We start from the raw sequence: 19,043 nt of genomic DNA on the forward strand, positions 1-19,043 counted from the left end.
CGATTACAAGAAAGGATTGACGGCTCGTACCGAGCCATAAACCTGGTTGTGGTTGAGATCCTCGGTGTAGAAAATCGGCGCACCGAGATACCCGGCCGCGGCGAGAAGCGCGGCGTCGTAATAGTGAATTCCATAACGGCGCGCGAGGTCCAGCCCAGAGCGGACGTAGCTTTCGTCGACGGGCACCAAAGGGCAGGTCCCGAGGAGAACCAGCCACTGATCGAGCAGGTCATCGCCCAGAAGGGATTTCGCTCGCGACACTGCGGCGAATTCGGCCAAAGTTTGCCCCGACACGCCAAAGATGGTGCTCGATACCAGTTCTGCGGCGATCGGCGCGCGGCGTGGATCACGATTCTTCTCCGAAGCCGCGTAGATCAGGACGTTCGTGTCGAGAAAGCAATCGATCCTCCCGGTCGGCATAGGCGTCCCTTCGATCCCACTTGTAAGGGGTGTCGGCGCTGTCGCTCTGTCTCGCGGCCTCGTCCATGAGTCGCTTCATTCCCGCCTTGGCCCAGGCCATCCGGTCTTCCTGCTCGACTTCATGCGCAAGGAGTGAACGAATGAGGGCGTTGAGCGTGGTGTTGCGACGTCCGGCAAGGCCTCGCGCCTTTTCGAGCAGAGCGTCGTCCATGGCTAGGGTGACATTCTTCATCGCCTGTCTCCACATAAATACACAGCCGATATATGTGTGATTATGTGTATTTTTTCAACCGCCATGCCCATGATCTGCATCGCTCAGCCTTCCCCTAACTCGGAAGGCGAGACGCGCCGGTAAACGCCGCTCACCATGTCCTGCCAGGCATCTCTGCCGGCAGGTTTGAACTGCAATCGCATGCGGTAGGCGTCGGCACCGTCAAAAATGTACGTCACGCGCGCGGCGCCGCGCGGCGACGACCGCTCCAGAGTGAGCTCGTTGCCGTTCCACGTGCCCATGGCCGGCGCCGCCGGCACGAAGCCCATCGAGTCGAACTGATGCATGGTGGCGATGCTGTTTTGCTGGTCGAAGCCAAACACGCTGTGCGCGCCGAACGAGACCGTGCCGTCGCGACGCTGGCGATAGCGCTGCACCACGAACAGCCCGCCGAACTGTGCCTCAGCCAGCACTTCGGAAGTCGCTGTGCCGGCATCGGTCCACTGGGTTGCCGCCACCTCTTCCTCACCACGCCACGCGCCGACCAGCGCCTGCAGGCGCTGGTGATCGGCCGAGAGCGAGGAGAAGGCGGCTGCGTTCATGGGTCAGAGCCGCTTCAGGTCGGCGACGGTTAAGTCGCTCTTGGCGTTGCCGGTGTTGAGCGTCGTCGCCGGTTCGAACATCAGCACGACGGGTTCTTCGCTGAGCGAGCGCGGCCGGTGTTCGACAGCGCGCGGCACGACGATGAACTCGCCGCTGGAGAGCTCCACCGTGCCGTCGCGAAAATCGATTGCGATGCGCCCGCGCAGCACGAGGAAGGCTTCGTCCTCATTGTCATGCGCGTGCCAGTCGAAGACGTCGCCGAACTTGGCGATCTTGACCTGGGCATCGTTGACGTCGCCGGCGATATGCGGATCGAAAACCTTCTTGATCTTCTGATCCGCCGCCTCGACCAGGTTTATCTTGCGCGGAGGCACCAGATCAGCCCTTCACCGCCGCCACGATCTTCTTGGCCGCGTCGTCGAGATCGTCGGCCGATACCACGTTGAGGCCGCTGTCGTTGATGATCTTCTTGCCAAGCTCGGCATTGGTGCCTTCCAGGCGCACCACAAGCGGCACTTCCAGGCCGACTTCCTTGACCGCGGCAATGACGCCCTCGGCAATGATGTCGCACTTCATGATGCCGCCGAAGATGTTGATCAGGATGCCCTTGACCGCCGGATCCTTGGTGATGATCTTGAACGCCGCCGTCACTTTTTCCTTGGACGCACCGCCGCCGACATCGAGGAAGTTGGCGGGTTCGGCACCATAGAGCTTGATGATGTCCATCGTCGCCATGGCGAGGCCGGCGCCGTTCACCATGCAGCCTATATTGCCGTCGAGCGCCACATAAGCGAGGTCGTATTTCGACGCCTCGATCTCCTTCTCGTCCTCTTCGGTGATGTCGCGCAGTTCGAGCACATCCGGGTGACGAAACAGCGCATTGTTGTCGAACGACACTTTTGCATCGAGCACGCGCAGCCGGCCGTTCTTCATGACGATCAGCGGGTTGACCTCGAGCAGGCTCATGTCCTTCTCGACAAAGGCCTTGTAGAGGATTGGGAACAGCGTGTCGCCGTCCTTGGCTGCGTCACCGTCGAGCTTCAGCGCGCCGTTGAGCGCCTTCAGATCGGCCGATGTGACGCCCTTTTCCGGATCGATGGCGACGGTGATGATCTTTTCCGGCGTGTCGTGCGCGACCGCTTCGATGTCCATGCCGCCTTCCGTCGAGACGACGAAGGCGACGCGGCCGACCGAGCGGTCTACGAGGATCGACAGATAGAGTTCGCGCTCTATGTCGGCGCCGTCCTCGATGTAGAGGCGGTTGACCTGCTTGCCGGCCGGGCCGGTCTGCTTGGTCACCAGCGTGTTGCCCAGCATCTCATTGGCGTTGGTGACGACGTCGGCGACCGACTTCGCCAGCCTGACCCCACCCTTGGCGTCTGGGCCAAGCTCCTTGAATTTGCCCTTGCCGCGGCCGCCGGCATGGATCTGGCTCTTCACCACGTAGAGCGGGCCGGGCAGCGCCCTGGCGGCGGCTTCCGCCTCGCTCGCCTTGAACACCGGCACTCCTTCGGCCACCGGCGCGCCGAAAGACTTCAGCAGCGCCTTGCCCTGATACTCATGGATGTTCATCTGGATTTTCTCCGGGTTACTTGGCGGCGAGTTGCGGCGCGATCTTGACGCAGGCCTCGGTCAGGCCCTGCACCGTCGCCACCGAACTGTCGAACATCTTCTGCTCGCTCTTGTTGAGGTCGATCTCGATGATGCGCTCGACGCCGCCGGCGCCGATCACCACGGGAACGCCGACATAGGTGTTCTTGACGCCATACTGGCCGGATAGATACGCGGCGCATGGCAGCACGCGCTTCTTGTCCTTGAGGTAGGCTTCGGCCATCGAGATCGCCGAGGCGGCCGGCGCATAAAAGGCCGAGCCGGTCTTGAGCAGGCCGACGATCTCGGCGCCGCCGTCGCGGGTGCGCTGCACGATCTGGTCGAGCTTCTCCTTCGAGGTCCAGCCCATCTTGATGAGGTCGGGCAGCGGAATGCCTGACACCGTCGAATAGCGGATCATCGGCACCATGGAATCGCCATGGCCGCCGAGCACGAAGGCGGTGACGTCCTCGACCGAGACCTTGAATTCCTCGGCCAGGAAATAGCGGAAGCGCGCGCTGTCGAGCACGCCGGCCATGCCGACGACATGGCTCTTGGGCAGGCCGGAAAACTTCTGCAGCGCCCACACCATGGCATCGAGCGGATTGGTGATGCAGATGACGAAAGCCTTCGGCGCGTATTTCTTCAGCCCGGCGCCGACCTGCTCCATGACCTTGAGGTTGATGCCCAGAAGGTCGTCGCGGCTCATGCCCGGCTTGCGCGGCACGCCGGCGGTGACGATGCAGACATCGGCATCCTCGATGCCGGCATAGTCGTTAATGCCGGTGAGGCGGCTGTCGAAGCCATCGACCGGCGATGACTGCGCGATATCGAGCCCCTTGCCCTGCGGGATACCCTCGGCAATGTCGAACAGCACCACGTCGCCGAGGTCCTTGAGGCCGATCATGTGGGCGAGCGTGCCGCCGATCATGCCAGAGCCGATGAGCGCTATCTTGTTGCGTGCCATGTGAGGAAATTTTCCCTTTGTCTGTGACGACGCCCAAATCGCTGGCGATCTGGGTTGGCGGCGTCGAGGAAGAGGCCGGAATGCTGCGGGGACCCGCGAGACTTCGCCGCATCCAGTAGCCCCGGTGGAAAATATATTCAATCGATTATTTTCGAGTGAATAATTTCAATCGGTTAGAAACATTGGGATTTACGTAAACGTCAAAGTTTGTAAGCCGACTTGCGAGGTTTACGCAATGAGTATGGAAATCAGAAGGCTATTTCCAGGCGATGACGCCGTTGTGATACTGGCACCAAATCTCCCCCCTTGAGGCGGAGATGTCGCCAAAGGCGACAGAGGGGGTCGCCTCGCGTGAAGCGCTGGCGCCATCTGTGCCGCGCCCGGTCGAACCAACCCCCCTCTGGCCTGCCGTCCATCTCCCCCTCGAGGGGGGAGAATCGATCGTCGCGACGGTTTCGTAAATCACCAAGGATGCATGGGGGCGAACCTACGCGTCCCTACGCCTGCGCCTGCTGCGCTTCTGGCGCCGTCTTCATCTTCCGCCGCTCCGCCCAATCCTCCAGCCAGTCGTGGCTTTGCATCTCGATCAGGCGCGATGCCGTGCGTTCGAATTCGAAGACCTCGACGCCGCGCCTTGCGAGATAAAGCTGCGACGGCGGAGCCTCTGCACTCATCACCAGCCGCACATGATGGTCATAAAGCGTGTCGATCAACAGGATGAAGCGCTTGGCCTCGTTGCGCTTGCCTTCGCCGAGCACTGGGACATGATCGACGAAGATGGTCGAAAAGCGCCCGGCGATCGCCAGGTAGTCGCGTGCCCCATGCGGCTTTTCACAGAGATCGGCGAAGGAGAACCGCGCCACGTCGCCGGCGGCGCGCGGCACGACCACTTGCCGGCCTTTGAGGGCAAGTGACGTCTGGCCCTCTGGCACTCCGCGCGTCATGGCTTGCCAAGCCTCGTCGAGTATCTGGTCGGCCGCCGCATCGGCCGGCGTGACATAGACCGGTGTGCGGGCGAGTTTTTCCAGCCGGTAGTCCTTGTCGGCGTCGAGCGAGAGCACCTGTGCATGCCGCTGCAGAATGCCGATGAAAGGCAGGAAAAGCTGGCGGTTCAGTCCATCTCTATAAAGATCTTCCGGCGCCACGTTCGAGGTGGCGACCAGCACCACGCCGCTGGCAAACAGCGCCGAAAACAGCCGCGACAGGATCATCGCATCGGCAATGTCGGTAACCGAGAACTCGTCGAAGCACAGCACCCAGGCCTGCTCGGCGAGCGCCTTGGCCACGGGCGGGATCGGATCGTCTTGCCTGACGTCGCCATTCTTGCGCGCCTGCCGGTGCTTCTGGATACGATCCTGCACATCGGCCATGAAGTCGTTGAAATGGACGCGGCGCTTGCGCCGCACCGGCAGCAGGTCGAAGAACATATCCATCAGCATGGTCTTGCCGCGGCCGACGCCGCCATGGATGTAGAGGCCTTTGACGGCCTCATGCGTCTCGCGCTTGCGGGCAAACAGCCAGCCCAGCGCGCTGGACTTGTGTGCCAGTCGCTTGGCCGAAATCTCGTCGGTCAGCCGGTCCAGCGCGGCGGTGATCCGCTCCTGCGCCGGATCGCGGCCGATCGCACCGGTTTCCACCAGATGGTCGTAGCGCTGCCTGACGGTCGCATGGGTATGGAGGCCGTCACGCAGATGCATTGGTCACGTCATTTGCTTTATGCATGTCGCTGTCCCAAAACGGGGCCACTTCTGGGCGAAATGCATTCGGAAGGGCTAGCCTATCTTGTAAGCGAAATCGGCTGGCCGGTCGAAGTCTGGCCGTCGAATTTCGAGCCGCCCGAGGAATAGAGCCGCGCCAGCGCGCCGCCATTCTCGTCATAGAGCGTGAGCTGCTTGCCGGCGACGTTCCACGACTTGATGCCGTCGATCGGTGCCGGGCAATGCAGCGGCCCGGCGCGGAAGCCGGCGCCGAATTTGGTCTGCGGCGTCGCCACCTTGCAGCTCTGGCCCGAAACGTTGGCATTCCAGACACCCGCGACACTGGCGGCGTTGAGGTCCGAAGCGCCGGCCGGTGCCGTGCCGTCCGGCGGCAGCGAGGCGACCTGCGTGTTCGCCGGCGCGGTCGGGAATTGCGACGGGTCCGTGGTGCCGGGCGACGCCGGCGGCGGCAGCTGGTTCGCGGTCACCTTGCCGGCGGGCGCGGCCTCTAGCGGTGCCGGCTGCTGATCATCCATCGACGAGAAACGTGACGTCGAACAGCCGCTCGCAACGAGCGCGGCCAGCGATACGGCCACCAGACCGGTTTTCGAAAAAGTCATTCCAACCTCCGTCGGATCCGGCTGGGGGGAAGCCGTCCGCACAATCTCACCTCCACCAAGATGGAGAAGGTGGCGAAATTTCAACCCGATATGGTTAAAATACGGTTTGCGGCAAGATTTGTTGCAAATTTATCGCGATCGCGATGGCACGGGCCACTTGTCGCGCATCGCCCTGAGGTCCCGGTCGACACCGTGCCGCCCCTCCCCTGCCATTCGGCGGTCAAATGCTTGCGCAAGCAGGCACAGCGCCTATGTCAGGGAGACGAAACCTGCTGGAGCCGCAAAATTGGCCGCGAGAAAGAAAGCCGCCAATCGCTACTATAGCGGCCCGCCCAGCGATCATTTCGACGGCACCCTGTTCTTCAATCCCGACGGCCAGCTGCCCGGCCGTTTCGCCGACCTGCTGAAATGGCAGTTGAATGGCAAGCGCTCGAAATGGCCGGCGACGAATCCAAGCCCCTTTCCGCAGGCAAAGCCGGCCGCGAAGGTCGATGGCGCGGCGCTGAACGTAACGATGGTGGGCCATTCCACCTTGCTGATCCAGACGGGCGGTCTGAACATCCTGACCGACCCGGTCTGGTCGCAGCGTGCGTCGCCGCTTTTCTTCGCCGGACCAAAACGCATCAATCCGCCAGGCATCGCCTTCGCCGACCTGCCGCCGATCGACCTCGTGCTGGTCAGCCACAACCATTACGACCATCTCGATCTCGCCACCCTGAAGCGGCTGAAGGCCGGCCACGACCCGCTGGTGCTTACCCCGCTCGGCAACGACACCCTGATCGGCGATGCGATTCCCGGCATGCGGCTGTCGGCCCATGATTGGGGCGACAGGGTAGAGGTCGGCAACGGCGTCGCGGTCCATGTCGAGCCGGTGCACCACTGGTCGGCGCGCGGCGCCCGCGACCGGCGCATGGCGCTGTGGGCCGGCTTCGTCGTCGAAACGCCTGATAGCAAGCTCTATTTCGCCGGTGACACCGGCTTTCACGATGGCATCAACTACCGGCAGATGGCCGGGAAACATGGCGGTTTCCGCTTCGCCATCCTGCCGATCGGTGCCTATGAGCCGCGCTGGTTCATGGCGCCTCAGCACCAGAATCCGGAGGAAGCGGTGCAAGGCATGACGCTGTGCAACGCCGCTTTCGCCGCCGGCTGCCACTGGGGCACCTTTCAGCTCACCGACGAACCGATCGACGAACCGGCGCGGAAATTGACCGAGGCGCTTGACGATCAAGGCATCCCACGAGGGCGCTTTCGCGCCTTGCGGCCCGGCGAGATCTGGAGCGTGCCCGAGATCGGGCGCGGCTGACATCTGCATTGGGCATTTACGGACCGATCATTTTCGCGGATGGTCCGCCTAACGGGCAGAGGGGGAATTTCAGATGAAATCGATCATGGCAATTCTGATGGCGCTGGCGTTTTCGACGCCATGCGCTTTCGCAGGCGAAATCACCGATCGCGCCACCGAGGCCGAAAAACTGCTGAAGTCGGGTGATGGCGCCGACGCGCTGGACAAATTCCGCGGCGCCGAGGAAGCCCTTTGGCAAGCGATGCCGCTGGCCGTCCAGAACGTCAAACAGGTCGATTCCGCAAGCGGTTTCGGCATCTACAGCGAGCGTGCCAATCGCATCTACAAACCCGGCGAGAAGATCGTGCTCTATATGGAGCCTGTTGGCTATGGCTACGGCTCGGACGGTCTCGGCAACAGCATGATAGCGCTTTCCGTCGACATCACCGTCGTTTCCGCGGCCGGCGAGACTCTCGGCACGAGTGAGAAGGTCGGCCGTGTCCAGGTCGCCTCCCGCTCACACAACCGCGAACTGTTCTTCAAGCTGGACCTGTCCCTCGACGGCTTGCCGCCCGGCAAATACCGATGCGACTTTCTCATGCATGACGAGAATTCGAACAAGACGGCGCCTTTCACCACCGATATCGAGATCGCCGGCTAGGTCGGTCAACCGGCAGCGGCCTCGCAAGCCGACGGGAACCCAAGCGCGGCAGCCGCGTTTTTCATACGGTTTCAAAATCTGTCGGTTTGCGAGGCATTCCCATCGTCATTTTGCTGATCGTCGCCGCGGCGGCGAGCTTGCTCGGCATGCCGGCGCTGGCAGGTGCTGCCGCCACCGGGGCGCGCATCCTCATCGGCATCGTTCTGATCATCTTCCTGCTGATGGTACTTGGCATTTTCGCGGTGACGTAAAGCGGCTCCGCACTGGTAATTCCTGCCCGTTTCCGCCATATAGCGGCAATCGGACATGGAACTTTCGGAGCAATGGCCAGCACTGCCCCTTTCGCCAAGATGAACGGCATCGGCAACGAGATCATCGTTGCCGACATGCGTGGCCGTGCCGATCGGGTGACGGCGGCCGCGGCAATCGCGCTGAACGCCGATGCCGCGACAAGATTCGACCAGATCATGGCGATCCACGACGCCAGGACGCCGGGCACCGCCTTTTTCATCGACATATTGAATTCCGACGGAACCGGCGCGCAGGCCTGCGGCAACGGCATGCGCTGCGTCGTCCAGGCGCTCGCCGCCGAGACCGGCCAGAAGACCTTCACCTTCGAGACCGTCGCCGGCATTCTCAACGCGCGCGAACATGCCGATGGCTCGATCTCGGTCGACATGGGCATACCGCGCTTCGGCTGGCAGGACATTCCGCTGGCCGAGGAATTCCATGATACCCGCAAGATCGAGCTGCAGATCGGCCCGATCGACGCACCGGTGCTGCATTCACCCTCTGTCGTCTCGATGGGCAACCCGCACGCCATCTTCTGGGTCGACCGCGACGTCTGGTCCTACGAGCTCGACCGCTTCGGCCCGCTGCTCGAGAACCATCCGATGTTTCCCGAACGCGCCAACATCACCATCGCTCAGATCACTTCGCCCGAAACCATGATCATCCGCACATGGGAACGTGGCGCCGGCCTGACCAAGGCCTGTGGCTCGGCCTCCTGCGCCGCGGTGGTCGCAGCCGCCCGCACCAATCGGACCGGCCGCAGCGTCAGCCTGTTGACCCCTGGCGGCGGCACGCTGCATGTGGAATGGCGCGGCGATGACCACGTCATCCTCACCGGCGCGGCCGAATGGGAATTTTCCGGCAGCTTCGATCCGGCGACCGGAACATGGGCTCGCGACACCGAAAGCGCGGCCTGATGTCCGCTCTGTCCAAGAGCCCGGTGTCCAGGGGCATCGATGTGGTGACCTTCGGCTGCCGGCTGAACACCTATGAATCCGAAGTGATGCGGCGCGAGGCTGAAACCGCCGGCCTCGGCGCGCTGGAAGGCGGCGCCGTGATCTTCAACACCTGCGCCGTCACCGGCGAGGCGGTGCGCCAGGCCAAACAGGCGATCCGCAAGGCGCGCCGCGACAACCCGCAAACCCGCATCATCGTCACCGGCTGCGCCGCGCAAACCGAGCCTGAAAAATTCGCCGCAATGGAGGAGGTCGATCTCGTGCTCGGCAACGAGGAGAAGCTGAAGGCGAACTCCTATCGCGCGCTGCCGGATTTCGGCGTCAACGACACCGAGAAGGCGCGCGTCAATGACATCTTTTCGGTGCGTGAGACCGCCGGCCACATGGTCGACGCCATCGAGGGCCGGGCACGTGCCTTCGTCCAGGTGCAGAACGGCTGCGACCACCGCTGCACCTTCTGCATCATCCCTTACGGCCGCGGCAATTCACGCTCGGTGCCGATGGGCGCCGTGGTCGAGCAGGTCAAACGGCTCGCCGGAAACGGCTATGCCGAGATCGTGCTGACCGGTGTCGACATGACCGGTTTTGGCGCCGACCTGCCGGGCGCCCCGAAGCTCGGCAGACTGGTAAAAACCATCTTCAGGCAGGTGCCTGACGTGAAGCGCCTGCGGCTGTCCTCGATCGATTCGATCGAGGCCGACGACGATCTGCTCGACGCCATCGCCACCGAACCCAGGCTGATGCCCCATCTGCATCTGTCGCTGCAGTCGGGCGACGACATGATCCTGAAGCGCATGAAGCGCCGGCATCTGCGCGATCAGTCGATCCGCTTCTGCGAGGACGTTCGCAAGCTGCGCCCCGGCATCGTGTTCGGCGCCGACATCATCGCCGGCTTCCCGACCGAGACCGACGAGATGTTCGAGAACTCGGAAAAAATCGTCGAGGAGTGTGGCCTGACTCACCTCCACGTCTTCCCGTTCAGCCCGCGCGAAGGCACGCCCGCCGCGCGCATGCCGCAGCTCCGCCGCGAATTGGTCAAGCAGCGCGCCGCCCGGCTGCGCGCCGCTGGTGATGCCGCGTATCGGCGCCATCTGTCGTCGCTTTCCGGAACCCGTCAGTCGATCCTGATCGAGCGCGACGGACTTGGCCGCACCGAAGGGTTTACGCTTGCCGCACTCGGCACGGGCGTGCCGGGTGAGATCGTCGAGGCCGATATATCAGGCCACGACGGTACCAAGCTGATCGCGACCCCCCTTGCCGCCCGCGCGGCCTGAGAAACGCAAAGCATGGCTGGTTTTTTCAAGAAGATATTTTCGTTCGGCAAGAAAGAGGTGGTCGAGGAGCGGGTCGACGAGACCGCCCCGCTGCCGCCGATCAAGTGGGAAGCGCTCGATGCGCTGAAGCCGGCGGCCGAGCAGGTCGTTCCGGAGTTTTTGAAGCGCGACGAACTGGACCCCGAGGCGGAAGCCGCGCCGACGCCGACAGTCGAGCCGGAGGTGATTCCAGCGCCGAAACCGGCGCCTATCGAGGAACCGGTGCCCGAGCCGGCACCGACCATTCCGCCAGCACCGGAGCCTGCCGTTCCGCCCGCGCCGGAACCCCTGCCGGAGCCCGAGCCGGAAGAAGAACCCGCGCCTGAGACACCCGTCGAGCCGCCGGCGCCCGAGGAAATACCAACGCCTCCCGCCGTTCCGGAGCCTGCTCCCAAACCGCGGCCGCAAGAGGTACCGCCACCCGCGCCGTCCGAGCCTGAGATCGTTCCGTCGCGCCCGGAAAAGCAACCGGAACCGGCCCCGGTCGAAGTGCCGACGCCGCCGGTCGAGGTCCCTGCAGGGACACCAACTCCGATCGAGGTGCCGACACCGGCGCCGGCCCCTGCTCAGCCACCGTCAGAGGTCAGCGCAGCCCCTCATCCGCCTGCCGGCACCTTCTCCCCGTATAGAGACGGGGAGAAGGGAGATAGCGGTGACGCCGCGCCTCCTCTTTCAGACTTCGAGGAAGAAGCCTCAACGCTGACGCCCCCCTCGCCCCGTCCTTCACGGGGAGAGGGCGAGGGGCAGCGCAAACCTGCGCAAGACGTGGCTGAAGCTCCGTCGGCCGAGATCGTACCTCCCATTCGCCAGCCCGCGCCGATCGAATCGCAGCCGATCATCGCCGAGATCGCACCCGAACCGCAGGCCGTCCCGCAACCCGCGCCAAGATCCGTTCCCGCGCCCGGCAAGGTGACCGTCACCAGGAAAGTCGAGCAGAAGGCCGAGCCGCGGAAGGCGCCGGAACCGGCGCCGAGGCGTTCTTGGTTCCAGCGCATGAAGGACGGGCTTGCCCGTTCGTCCAAGGAACTGACCGGCAACATTGCCGGCGTCTTCACCAAGCGCAAGCTGGACGAGGAGACGCTGCAGGATCTGGAGGACGTGCTGATCCGTGCCGATCTCGGCATGGAAACCGCTTTGCGCGTCACCGATGCGCTGGCCGCCAGCCGCTACGGCAAGGATGTCTCCGACACCGAGGTTCGCGCCATCATGGCGGCGGAGGTGGAGAAGGTGCTGACCCACGTCGCCATGCCGCTGGAACTCGATCTTTCGCACAAGCCGCATGTCATCCTGGTGGTCGGCGTCAACGGCACCGGCAAGACCACGACCATCGGCAAGCTCGCGGCCAAGCTCACCGATGGCGGCCTGTCGGTGATGCTCGCCGCCGGCGACACCTTCCGCGCCGCGGCGATCGAGCAGTTGAAGATCTGGGGCGAGCGGACGAAATCGCCGGTCATCGCCTCCAAGATCGGCGCCGATGCCGCAGGGTTGGCCTACGACGCCTTCGAAAAGGCTAGGGAAGCCGGCTCCGACGTGCTGATCATCGACACCGCCGGCCGCCTGCAAAACAAGACCGAACTGATGGCCGAGCTCGAAAAGATCGTCCGCGTGCTCGGCAAGCTCGATCCGGAAGCGCCGCACACCGTGCTGCAGACGGTCGACGCGACCACCGGCCAGAACGCGCTCAACCAGGTTGAGATCTTCCGCAATGTCGCCGGCGTCAATGGCCTGGTGATGACCAAGCTGGACGGCACGGCGCGCGGCGGTATTCTGGTGGCGATCGCGGCAAAGCACAAATTGCCGGTCTATTTCATCGGCGTCGGCGAACAGGTCGACGACCTCGAACCCTTCTCGGCAAGCGAATTCGCCAGGGCGATTGCTGGAGTGGCGTAGCAAGCATGTCCCAAAAAGTTGCAGACTTTTTGGATCAGATCATGCGCAAGAAAGAGATTCCATGAACCCACCCATTCTCGAACGCGACCCGTCCGACCCGCAAAAACAAAAGAAGGAAGGCGTCAATCCGCTTCTCAAGCTGGTGCTGGAGTTGGGGCCGTTGATGGTGTTCTTCTTCGCCAATGCGCGCGGCCAATGGCTGGTGCAGAAATTCCCTGCTCTGGCCGAATTCGGCGGCCCGATCTTCGTCGCCACGGGCCTGTTCATGGCCGCCACGGCAATCGCGCTGATCGCCTCATGGCTGCTGATGCGCACCTTGCCGATCATGCCGATGGTGTCGGGCGTCGTCGTCTTCATCTTCGGCGCGCTGACGCTCTATCTGCAGGACGACATCTTCATCAAGATGAAGCCCACCATCGTCAACATGCTGTTCGGCGGCGTGCTGCTCGGCGGCCTTTATTTCGGCAAGTCGCTGCTTGGCTATGTCTTCGATTCGGCCTTCAGCCTCGATGCCGAAGGCTGGCGCAAGCTGACCTTCCGCTGGGGCCTGTTCTTCCTGTTCCTGGCCCTTGCCAATGAAGTGGTGTGGCGGAATTTTTCCACCGACACCTGGGTTACCTTCAAGGTCTGGGGCATCATGCCGATCACGCTTCTGTTCACCTTCAGCCAGATGCCGCTGATCCTGCGCCATTCGCTCGAGGACAAGGCCGGGAAATAGGGAGAGGGCGATGGAATTCGTCACCACGCGCGATGGGCTGAGGACGATCTACAAGACGCCGCGGCCGACCGACGGCTCGATCCGCAAGGAATTGAAGGCGCTCGACGGCCATTGCCGCTCCTTCATCGGCAGGAGCCCGTTCGTACTGATCGGCTCGTCCGACGGCGCCGGCAATGCCGACGTGACGCCGAAGGGCGACAAGCCTGGCTTCGCCGCCGTGCTCGACGACACGACCATCGCCATTCCGGACCGGCCCGGCAACAACCGGCTCGACACGCTTGAGAACATTCTCGTCAATCCCTCCGTCGGGCTGCTGTTCCTCATTCCTGGCATGAACGAGACGCTGCGCGTCAACGGCGAAGCCCGCATCACCGTGGACGGGGGCTTGCGCAAACGGCTTGCCGTCGATGGCAAGGAGCCGCAAAGCGTCGTCGTGGTCAGCGTCAAGACCGCCTACATGCATTGCGCCAAGGCCTTCATGCGCTCGGATCTCTGGAAGCCGGAAACCTGGTACGACCGCGCGACGCTGCCGACGCTCGGCCAGATCCTGCGCGACCAACTGGCGCTGGCCGATTCGGTCGAGGCGACCGACCGCTGGCTGGACGACGGCTACAAGCAGACGATGTGGTAGGTTTTCGAGACGACGATTCGTCCTGAACGGTTCCATCCTTGCTGAACATCCTTGCCTTTTCCGGCAGCCTGCGCGCGGCCTCCACCAATTCGGCGCTTGTCGCCGCACTGGCGCGCAACGCGCCGCCAGGCTGTCGCGTCACCGTCTATGACGGGCTTGGCCGTCTGCCGATCTTCAATCCCGACGATGAAGGCGAGCGGACGCCGCTCGACGCCTCCGCGCTGATCGATGCCGTCACCCGAGCCGACGGCGTTATCGTCTCGTGTCCCGAATATGCCCACGGGGTGCCCGGCGGGCTGAAGAATGCGCTCGACTGGCTGGTCTCGCGCGACGCCGCCGTCGCCAAGCCGGCCATGCTGGCGCATGCCTCGTTACGCTCGCTGTTCGCCCGCGCCGCACTGGCCGAGATCATGCGCACCATGTCGTTCGTGCTTTGCGAGGAAATGCTGGAGATTGCCCTGCTCGGCAAGAAGCCGCCGGAGGTGGAGGCTGTCTTGGCCGAGCCGGAAAACCGGCAGGCGATGCGCAACGCCGTTTCAGCGTTCGCGGAGTTCATTCGCGCGCGTTGATACCGGGCAGCCATCACCGCGCTTCGTCATCCTAGGGCGGAGCAAGGAGCGCAGCGACGCGGCGCAGACCCTAGGATCCATGCCGCGACCTTTGCCGGAGAATGCTGCGGTTCAGGAGGGGCGCAAGATAGCCCGACATTCCGCGAGCCGTACAACAAACAGAATTGCACCGTTGTCGTGCTCGAAAGTCGCGGCATGGATCCTAGGGTCTCCGCGACGTCGCTTCGCGACTGCTCCGCCCTAGGATGACGAAGGCGTGGGGCTGGGCCACCACGTCTTCGAACTACTTCTTCCCCCTCAGCGTCTCCACATCCGTCTTCCCGACATACCAATCGCGCGCGTTGACCTCCTCGAAGACCACCCAGACATCGTCGTTACCCAGTCCGGTGGCCTCCATGATGGCCGCCGTGACCTTCTTGGCGATATCCGCCTTCTTGCCCGCCGGATCGGCTGATATCACTTCCTTGACGATGCGGATGTTGACGAATGGCATTTTGTCCTCCCGGGGATGTTCGTGCTCGCGAGCCGCTTCGACGAAACTATCGAACGGTCGCCAGTGCTTTGTCTCAATAGGTCTTGGCGCCGTTGACCATCAGCCGCACCATGTAGAGCGAGGTGGTGCCGGCGATGTAGAGGCAATTCAGCTTGTTGCCGCCGAACACGCAATTGGCGGTGACTTCCGGCACCTTGACCTTGCCGATCAGCGTGCCGTCCGGATCGTAGCAATGGATGCCGTCGGCGGCACTGGTCCAGATGCGTCCGTCCTCGTCGAGCCGGAAGCCGTCGAACAGGCCGGCGGTGCAGTCGGCGAAGACCTTTTCGCCCGACACCTTCTTGCCGCCCTTGCCGACATTGAACACCCGCATATGCGCCGGGTTCTGCGCACCGTGCGTGCGGCCAGTGTCGACGACATAGAGCTTGCTCTCGTCGAGCGAGAAGGCCAGCCCATTGGGCCTGACCATGTCGGTGATGACGGCTTCGACCTCGCCGGTGCCGGGATCGACCCGGTAGACATGGCAGGCGCCGATTTCGCTCTCGGCCTTGTCGCCTTCATAGTCGGTGTCGATGCCGTAGCTCGGATCGGTGAACCAGATCGAGCCGTCCGACTTCACCACCGCGTCGTTGGGCGAGTTCAGCCGTTTGCCCTTCCATTTGGCGGCGATGGTGGTGATCGAGCCGTCGAACTCGGTGCGGCTGACCCGGCGGCCGGAATGCTCGCAGGTGACCAGCCGGCCCTGCCGGTCAACAGTGTTGCCATTGGAATTGCCGGATGGCTGCCGGAAGACGCTGACATTGCCGTCGGTCTCGTCATAGCGCAGCATGCGGTTGTTGGGGATGTCGGACCAGACGACATAGCGGCCGGCGGCGAACCAGGCCGGTCCTTCCGCCCATTGGCATCCGGTGAACAGCTTCTCCACCTGGGCGTTGCCGTTGAACAGGCGCGCGAAGCGTGGATCGAGAATCTCATAATAGTCTGCGGCCGCCATAGTTTTCCTCCCGGCATCAGGTGAGATGGGATCAAGCCAGCCGGCGATCGATATGGCAAGATCGATCGGTGAAATCGTCGGCGGTCTCCTGCGGACGTGATGGAGGAATGCCGCGTTAATGGCTCTTACCTGGGTTAAGCAGCTTAACCCAGGTTAAGCGGGCTTAACCGGCTATGCGCCAGACGCAATGGTGCATTGCAACATCTTCTTTTTGCAATGCACCATTACTATGTCATGCTCTGTATCGATCAAGGGAGGAATAACGGTCGCGCAAATGCGGCGCCAAAAGGAACCTTGCTATGATCCTCGACAGTCTCATGACCCGCGCTCGCAACAGCATTGCCAAGCGCAAGCACTACAACCGCCTTGTCGCCGAAATCGACAGCTTTTCCAGCCGCGATCTGGCCGATATGCGCGCCGACCGCTCGGAAATGCTCTACCAGGTCCACAAGCAGATCTACGGCTGAGTAGTATTCGGTCGACCTATCACGTTCGTCATCCTTGGGCGTAGCGACGCGAAGCGGAGCGAAGACCCAAGGATCCATGCCGTGATTTTCGAGCACCACAGCGGTGCAGAATTTGTTTTGCGATGACCCGTGATTTCGCGCTAAAAAGCGCGCGTTTCGGACCGCCGCATTTCCGGGCGAATGTCGCGGCATGGATCCTAGGGTCTTCGCCGCGTCGCTCCGCTCCTTGCTTCGCCCTAGGATGACGAACGCGAGTGACCGTCAACCCGGCGCCGTCAGCGCCTTTTCAATCTGTGGCAGCAAGAGATCCCTCGCCGTCTCGGGTGTCAGTGGGCCGACATGCTTGTAGGCGATCTTGCCGTCCTTGCCGATGACGAAGGTTTCCGGCACGCCGTAGACACCCCAGTCGATCGCCGTACGGCCGGCTTCATCGACCCCGATCGCCTGGAACGGGTTGCCGAGATCACCGAGGAACCGGCGGGCGTTTTCCGGCTGGTCCTTATAGTTCAGCGCCGCCATGACAAAACGCTTGTCCTGCGACAGCGCCAAGAGCACCGGATGCTCTTCGCGGCACGGCGCGCACCACGACGCAAAGACGTTGACCAATGTGACCTTGCCGACGAAGGCTTTCGAATCGAGCCCCGGCAGGTTGCTGCCCTCGAGCGCCGGCAGGTTGGTCTGCGGCGCCGGCAGGCCGATCAGCGCCGACGGCACTTCCGAAACATCGCGCCCCGACAACAACTGCGACAGGAACAGTCCCGCCAGGCCGAGGAAAATCAGCAGCGGCAAAAGCACGAACAGGCGGCGACGCGGCGGCGGCGTGTCCATTTCGGTGCTCATGACTTGACGGCCTTGTCGGAGCGACGCCGCACGCCGCCCGCTTCCAGCTCGGCGAGTTCGCGCTTGCGCGCCCGCTGGTCTATCAGGATCCAGCCGATCAGCCCGATCAGCACCACGGCGGTGACACCATAGGCTGCGGTCACGTAGAGTGCATGCGCGCTCATACGGCAGCCCCCGCCAAGGTGCGACCTTCCAAACCGATCATTACATCCAGTTCGAACATGCCTTCCCTTAGCCTCGCCTCGTCTGCTTCGCAATCGGTCGCCGCGCCGCAGCCTTCGCGCTCATGCCGCCACTTCAATCCGTGCCGTGGCGCAGCGCCAGCGCCGCCGAGACTGGACCCAGCACTGCAAGAAACAGGGTCAGCGCGGCAAGAATGAGGAAGGGCTGCAGAAACGGATCGGGATTGGCCGTCGCGCCATAGCTCGCCGAAACGCCGAAGATCAGCACCGGAATGGTCAGCGGCAGCACCAGCACCGAGATCAGCAGCCCGCCACGCGGCAGCGCCACCGCCACTGCGGCACCGGCTGCACCGATGAATGTGATTGCCGGCGTGCCGACCAGAAGGGTCAGCGCCGTGGCGCCGATGCCGAGTGGTTCCATATTCATGAACAGCCCGAGCAAGGGCGCGGCGATGACCAGCGGCAAAACGCTGCCCGCCCAATGCGCCAGGCATTTCGTCAGCACCGTCAAGGCCAGCATGTGTCGGTCATTGCCGAGCACCAAGAGATCGAGCGAGCCGTCCTCGCGGTCGGCTTGGAACAGCCGGTCGAGCCCAAGCAGGCAAGACAGCAGCGCGCCGATCCACAGGATCGCCGGGCCGATGCGGGCAAGCAGCTTGAGATCCGGCCCTACCCCGAACGGGATGGTGGCGATGACGGCGAGGAAAAAGATGACGCCGGTCAACGCGCCGCCGCCGGCACGGATGTTGAGGCGGATGTCGCGGAGGAAGAGCGCTAGCATGATTTGAGCTGTTCGGCAGGACAGAGGGGGGTGGGACGGAATGCCAACATCACCGCACTATCCCATCACCAATTCCGCCGCGCTCGAAATCCCTAGCGGCAGATGCGTCGCCGCAACGATTATCCCTCCGCCTTCGAGATGCCGCGTCATCAACCCCGCGAACCGCCCCTCCGAAGCCTTGTCCAGCCCCGCCGTCGGCTCGTCGAGCAGCCACAGCGGCCGATGGCTGACCAACAACTTGGCGATCGCCGATCGCCGCCGCTGCCCTGTCGAGAGATAGCCGAACGGCAGGTGGCCGATGCCGCCCAGTCCGACCGTTTCAAGCGCCTCTTCGACGCCGAGCTGCCCTTCGCCGTTGAAGTCGCGCCAGAAGTGCAAATTCTCCGCCACGCTGAGCGCCGGCTTCATTGCATTCTGATGGCCAAGGTAATGACAGGCCGACGCGACCGACGGAAACGCCTCGCCCCCGTCTTCAATCGTCATAACGCCTTCGATCTTCACGCTGCCGTGCGCCACCGGAAGCAGCCCGGCGATGACCCGCAGCAAGGTCGATTTGCCCGACCCATTCGGCCCTGTGACGACAAGCGCTTGACCATCCTCCAAGGCAAAGCCGATGCCCGAAAACACCGTGTCGCCGCCGCGTTCGCCGCCCAGATTTTCGGCGATCAGCCGCATCCCTCGCCTGCCCTGAAAACCATGTGTCGCGGCAGCTGCCGCATCGCACAAATTTGCTTTCCAACTGTCTAGAACTATTCCAGAAAATTCTCTATATGCGGTGCATCCGTGCCAGCGGTCGGCGCGGGAACAGAATTAGCGCCGAACCAGCGCACGCGCCGCCTTGAACGGCTCGGGTTGCTTGGGAAC

At 63.2% G+C, this 19,043-nt stretch carries 24 protein-coding genes; 10 read left to right on the forward strand and 14 right to left on the reverse strand.

All coding sequences use genetic code 11. The features are described 5' to 3' along the window. Positions 1-3: 3 nt before the first annotated feature. The 8 genes from NKH19_RS09590 to NKH19_RS09625 form a co-directional block, all read right to left on the reverse strand. Positions 4-420: a PIN domain-containing protein gene (locus NKH19_RS09590; RefSeq protein WP_352663844.1), complete on the reverse strand. Its 417-nt coding sequence runs from the start codon at positions 418-420 to the stop codon at positions 4-6. Further along, positions 347-652, reverse strand: coding sequence for a hypothetical protein (locus NKH19_RS09595; protein ID WP_352866315.1), 306 nt, complete (start codon positions 650-652; stop codon positions 347-349). The genes NKH19_RS09590 and NKH19_RS09595 overlap by 74 nt, the downstream gene beginning before the upstream one ends. A gap of 83 nt (positions 653-735) precedes the next feature. Beyond that, positions 736-1,233 (reverse strand): DUF1579 family protein, encoded by a 498-nt coding sequence (locus NKH19_RS09600; RefSeq protein ID WP_352866317.1) that lies wholly within the window; start codon positions 1,231-1,233, stop codon positions 736-738. Positions 1,234-1,236: 3 nt separating this feature from the next. Continuing rightward, positions 1,237-1,608: a cupin domain-containing protein gene (locus NKH19_RS09605; protein WP_352866319.1), complete on the reverse strand. Its 372-nt coding sequence runs from the start codon at positions 1,606-1,608 to the stop codon at positions 1,237-1,239. 4 nt (positions 1,609-1,612) lie between these two features. Continuing rightward, positions 1,613-2,806 (reverse strand): ADP-forming succinate--CoA ligase subunit beta, encoded by a 1,194-nt coding sequence (gene sucC, locus NKH19_RS09610; protein WP_352866321.1) that lies wholly within the window; start codon positions 2,804-2,806, stop codon positions 1,613-1,615. Positions 2,807-2,822: 16 nt separating this feature from the next. Next, positions 2,823-3,791, reverse strand: a complete 969-nt coding sequence (gene mdh / locus NKH19_RS09615) for a malate dehydrogenase (protein WP_352982099.1) — start codon at positions 3,789-3,791, stop codon at positions 2,823-2,825. Positions 3,792-4,288: 497 nt separating this feature from the next. Continuing rightward, positions 4,289-5,488 (reverse strand): cell division protein ZapE, encoded by a 1,200-nt coding sequence (gene zapE / locus NKH19_RS09620; protein ID WP_352866326.1) that lies wholly within the window; start codon positions 5,486-5,488, stop codon positions 4,289-4,291. An 80-nt stretch (positions 5,489-5,568) separates the two neighbouring features. Then, positions 5,569-6,108: a protease inhibitor Inh/omp19 family protein gene (locus tag NKH19_RS09625; RefSeq protein ID WP_352982100.1), complete on the reverse strand. Its 540-nt coding sequence runs from the start codon at positions 6,106-6,108 to the stop codon at positions 5,569-5,571. 286 nt (positions 6,109-6,394) lie between these two features. On the opposite strand from NKH19_RS09625, the gene NKH19_RS09630 reads away from it, so the two are divergent. The 9 genes from NKH19_RS09630 (at position 6,395) to NKH19_RS09670 (ending at position 14,422) form a co-directional block, all read left to right on the forward strand. Then, complete coding sequence (locus NKH19_RS09630; protein WP_352866331.1) at positions 6,395-7,414, forward strand: MBL fold metallo-hydrolase; 1,020 nt, start codon at positions 6,395-6,397, stop codon at positions 7,412-7,414. Between the two features lie 73 nt (positions 7,415-7,487). Then, positions 7,488-8,054 (forward strand): hypothetical protein, encoded by a 567-nt coding sequence (locus tag NKH19_RS09635; protein WP_352866334.1) that lies wholly within the window; start codon positions 7,488-7,490, stop codon positions 8,052-8,054. Positions 8,055-8,164: 110 nt separating this feature from the next. After that, on the forward strand, positions 8,165-8,305 hold the full coding sequence (locus tag NKH19_RS09640; RefSeq protein ID WP_502910893.1) for a DUF1328 domain-containing protein: 141 nt from the start codon (positions 8,165-8,167) through the stop codon (positions 8,303-8,305). A 72-nt stretch (positions 8,306-8,377) separates the two neighbouring features. Continuing rightward, positions 8,378-9,262 (forward strand): diaminopimelate epimerase, encoded by an 885-nt coding sequence (gene dapF / locus NKH19_RS09645; RefSeq protein WP_352866337.1) that lies wholly within the window; start codon positions 8,378-8,380, stop codon positions 9,260-9,262. Next, positions 9,262-10,575 (forward strand): tRNA (N(6)-L-threonylcarbamoyladenosine(37)-C(2))-methylthiotransferase MtaB, encoded by a 1,314-nt coding sequence (gene mtaB, locus NKH19_RS09650; protein ID WP_352982101.1) that lies wholly within the window; start codon positions 9,262-9,264, stop codon positions 10,573-10,575. The genes dapF and mtaB overlap by 1 nt, the downstream gene beginning before the upstream one ends. Before the next feature lie 480 nt (positions 10,576-11,055). Then, positions 11,056-12,504: a signal recognition particle-docking protein FtsY gene (gene ftsY / locus NKH19_RS09655; protein WP_502910897.1), complete on the forward strand. Its 1,449-nt coding sequence runs from the start codon at positions 11,056-11,058 to the stop codon at positions 12,502-12,504. A gap of 61 nt (positions 12,505-12,565) precedes the next feature. Further along, on the forward strand, positions 12,566-13,222 hold the full coding sequence (locus NKH19_RS09660; protein WP_352866343.1) for a septation protein A: 657 nt from the start codon (positions 12,566-12,568) through the stop codon (positions 13,220-13,222). A 10-nt stretch (positions 13,223-13,232) separates the two neighbouring features. After that, positions 13,233-13,853, forward strand: coding sequence for a pyridoxamine 5'-phosphate oxidase family protein (locus tag NKH19_RS09665; protein WP_352866345.1), 621 nt, complete (start codon positions 13,233-13,235; stop codon positions 13,851-13,853). Between the two features lie 38 nt (positions 13,854-13,891). Next, entirely contained in the window at positions 13,892-14,422 is a 531-nt protein-coding gene (locus NKH19_RS09670; protein ID WP_352866348.1) for an NADPH-dependent FMN reductase, read from the forward strand. Between the two features lie 283 nt (positions 14,423-14,705). Here the strand turns inward: NKH19_RS09670 and NKH19_RS09675 are convergent, their stop codons facing one another. After that, positions 14,706-14,915, reverse strand: coding sequence for a tautomerase family protein (locus tag NKH19_RS09675; RefSeq protein ID WP_352866351.1), 210 nt, complete (start codon positions 14,913-14,915; stop codon positions 14,706-14,708). Positions 14,916-14,988: 73 nt separating this feature from the next. Then, positions 14,989-15,909 carry an SMP-30/gluconolactonase/LRE family protein gene (locus NKH19_RS09680; protein ID WP_352866354.1) on the reverse strand — a complete coding sequence of 307 codons (921 nt, stop codon included), beginning with the start codon at positions 15,907-15,909 and terminating at the stop codon, positions 14,989-14,991. Between the two features lie 299 nt (positions 15,910-16,208). Between NKH19_RS09680 and NKH19_RS09685 the strand changes: the two genes are divergently transcribed. Then, complete coding sequence (locus tag NKH19_RS09685; RefSeq protein ID WP_081738754.1) at positions 16,209-16,376, forward strand: hypothetical protein; 168 nt, start codon at positions 16,209-16,211, stop codon at positions 16,374-16,376. A 261-nt stretch (positions 16,377-16,637) separates the two neighbouring features. Here the strand turns inward: NKH19_RS09685 and NKH19_RS09690 are convergent, their stop codons facing one another. From NKH19_RS09690 to ccmA, 4 genes are all read right to left on the reverse strand, one after another. Further along, the gene (locus NKH19_RS09690) at positions 16,638-17,216 is read right to left on the reverse strand and encodes a DsbE family thiol:disulfide interchange protein (protein WP_352866357.1); all 579 of its coding nucleotides are present in this window, start codon (positions 17,214-17,216) and stop codon (positions 16,638-16,640) included. Next, positions 17,213-17,380 carry a heme exporter protein CcmD gene (ccmD, locus tag NKH19_RS09695; protein ID WP_352866360.1) on the reverse strand — a complete coding sequence of 56 codons (168 nt, stop codon included), beginning with the start codon at positions 17,378-17,380 and terminating at the stop codon, positions 17,213-17,215. The genes NKH19_RS09690 and ccmD overlap by 4 nt, the downstream gene beginning before the upstream one ends. A gap of 133 nt (positions 17,381-17,513) precedes the next feature. Continuing rightward, the gene (gene ccmB / locus NKH19_RS09700; protein ID WP_352866363.1) at positions 17,514-18,179 is read right to left on the reverse strand and encodes a heme exporter protein CcmB; all 666 of its coding nucleotides are present in this window, start codon (positions 18,177-18,179) and stop codon (positions 17,514-17,516) included. A gap of 57 nt (positions 18,180-18,236) precedes the next feature. Further along, positions 18,237-18,854, reverse strand: a complete 618-nt coding sequence (ccmA, locus tag NKH19_RS09705) for a heme ABC exporter ATP-binding protein CcmA (protein WP_352866365.1) — start codon at positions 18,852-18,854, stop codon at positions 18,237-18,239. Between the last annotated feature and the right edge of the window lie 189 nt (positions 18,855-19,043).

The sequence above is a fragment of the Mesorhizobium sp. M1338 genome, from assembly GCF_040318045.1.
Lineage (GTDB): Bacteria > Pseudomonadota > Alphaproteobacteria > Rhizobiales > Rhizobiaceae > Mesorhizobium.

Bases quoted from the DNA above. Each gene is read 5' to 3' on its own strand.
- NKH19_RS09675 (WP_352866351.1), bottom strand. From the start codon at position 14,915: ATGCCATTCGTCAACATCCGCATCGTCAAGGAAGTGATATCAGCCGAT.
- mdh (WP_352982099.1), bottom strand. From the start codon at position 3,791: ATGGCACGCAACAAGATAGCGCTCATCGGCTCTGGCATGATCGGCGGC.
- NKH19_RS09660 (WP_352866343.1), top strand. From the start codon at position 12,566: ATGAACCCACCCATTCTCGAACGCGACCCGTCCGACCCGCAAAAACAA.
- ccmD (WP_352866360.1), bottom strand. From the start codon at position 17,380: ATGAGCGCGCATGCACTCTACGTGACCGCAGCCTATGGTGTCACCGCC.
- NKH19_RS09595 (WP_352866315.1), bottom strand. From the start codon at position 652: ATGAAGAATGTCACCCTAGCCATGGACGACGCTCTGCTCGAAAAGGCG.
- NKH19_RS09635 (WP_352866334.1), top strand. From the start codon at position 7,488: ATGAAATCGATCATGGCAATTCTGATGGCGCTGGCGTTTTCGACGCCA.
- NKH19_RS09685 (WP_081738754.1), top strand. From the start codon at position 16,209: ATGATCCTCGACAGTCTCATGACCCGCGCTCGCAACAGCATTGCCAAG.
- mtaB (WP_352982101.1), top strand. From the start codon at position 9,262: ATGTCCGCTCTGTCCAAGAGCCCGGTGTCCAGGGGCATCGATGTGGTG.
- ccmA (WP_352866365.1), bottom strand. From the start codon at position 18,854: ATGCGGCTGATCGCCGAAAATCTGGGCGGCGAACGCGGCGGCGACACG.
- NKH19_RS09590 (WP_352663844.1), bottom strand. From the start codon at position 420: ATGCCGACCGGGAGGATCGATTGCTTTCTCGACACGAACGTCCTGATC.
- zapE (WP_352866326.1), bottom strand. From the start codon at position 5,488: ATGCATCTGCGTGACGGCCTCCATACCCATGCGACCGTCAGGCAGCGC.
- NKH19_RS09690 (WP_352866357.1), bottom strand. From the start codon at position 17,216: ATGAGCACCGAAATGGACACGCCGCCGCCGCGTCGCCGCCTGTTCGTG.
- NKH19_RS09665 (WP_352866345.1), top strand. From the start codon at position 13,233: ATGGAATTCGTCACCACGCGCGATGGGCTGAGGACGATCTACAAGACG.
- dapF (WP_352866337.1), top strand. From the start codon at position 8,378: ATGGCCAGCACTGCCCCTTTCGCCAAGATGAACGGCATCGGCAACGAG.
- NKH19_RS09600 (WP_352866317.1), bottom strand. From the start codon at position 1,233: ATGAACGCAGCCGCCTTCTCCTCGCTCTCGGCCGATCACCAGCGCCTG.
- NKH19_RS09680 (WP_352866354.1), bottom strand. From the start codon at position 15,909: ATGGCGGCCGCAGACTATTATGAGATTCTCGATCCACGCTTCGCGCGC.
- sucC (WP_352866321.1), bottom strand. From the start codon at position 2,806: ATGAACATCCATGAGTATCAGGGCAAGGCGCTGCTGAAGTCTTTCGGC.
- NKH19_RS09625 (WP_352982100.1), bottom strand. From the start codon at position 6,108: ATGACTTTTTCGAAAACCGGTCTGGTGGCCGTATCGCTGGCCGCGCTC.
- ccmB (WP_352866363.1), bottom strand. From the start codon at position 18,179: ATGCTAGCGCTCTTCCTCCGCGACATCCGCCTCAACATCCGTGCCGGC.